Below are 527 nucleotides of genomic sequence, written 5' to 3'. Positions count from 1 at the left end.
ACGTTCTGGATGATGCCGTCCCGGATGTTCTGGACGATGTCGGCATGCGACGGCGCCCGCGACAGCCGCACCGTGGCGGTGCCCTGCCCCTTGCCGATCTTCACCGACCCGCGCTCCACCGCGCCGATGACGCTGTCGAGCGTCCAGGCGTCATGGGTGTTGAGGAACGGCGCACCCCCGTTGAGGCGATCGAGCCGGATCGCGCCGGGCTCGACGACGAGCTGCTCGTCGATGTAGCCGTCGCGCCGCCAGTCGTACCGGCGCACCGTCGCACCCGTCGTCCAGATCACCTCGATGGTGTTGGCCGCCTCGTCGTATGAGCCGGCGCGCAGCATCAGCCCGCCATCCTCGATCCCGCTGCGGGTGACGCGCGGCAGCTCGATCAGCTCGTCCATGATGGGGTCCTGTCCTGGTGTGACGCCGTCACGGCGCCGACGCGTCCTGTCCGCCGCCGATCAGCTCCTCGGTCGCGGACTTCTGCATCAGGCCCTTGAGGGTGGTGCGGCGCGGGTCGGTGTCGAGGGTCA

The 527-nt window shown here is 69.6% G+C and carries 1 pseudogene; it reads right to left on the bottom strand.

The annotated features are described in order from the left end of the window. Positions 1-395 (bottom strand): annotated as a pseudogene (locus CH341_RS31830) (prohead protease/major capsid protein fusion protein); the annotation flags it as partial. Positions 396-527 lie beyond the last annotated feature (132 nt).

The sequence above is a fragment of the Rhodoplanes roseus genome, from assembly GCF_003258865.1.
Lineage (GTDB): Bacteria > Pseudomonadota > Alphaproteobacteria > Rhizobiales > Xanthobacteraceae > Rhodoplanes > Rhodoplanes roseus.
The sequence above is the reverse complement of the archived record's forward strand: the minus strand, read 5'-3'. Positions and strand labels throughout refer to the sequence as shown.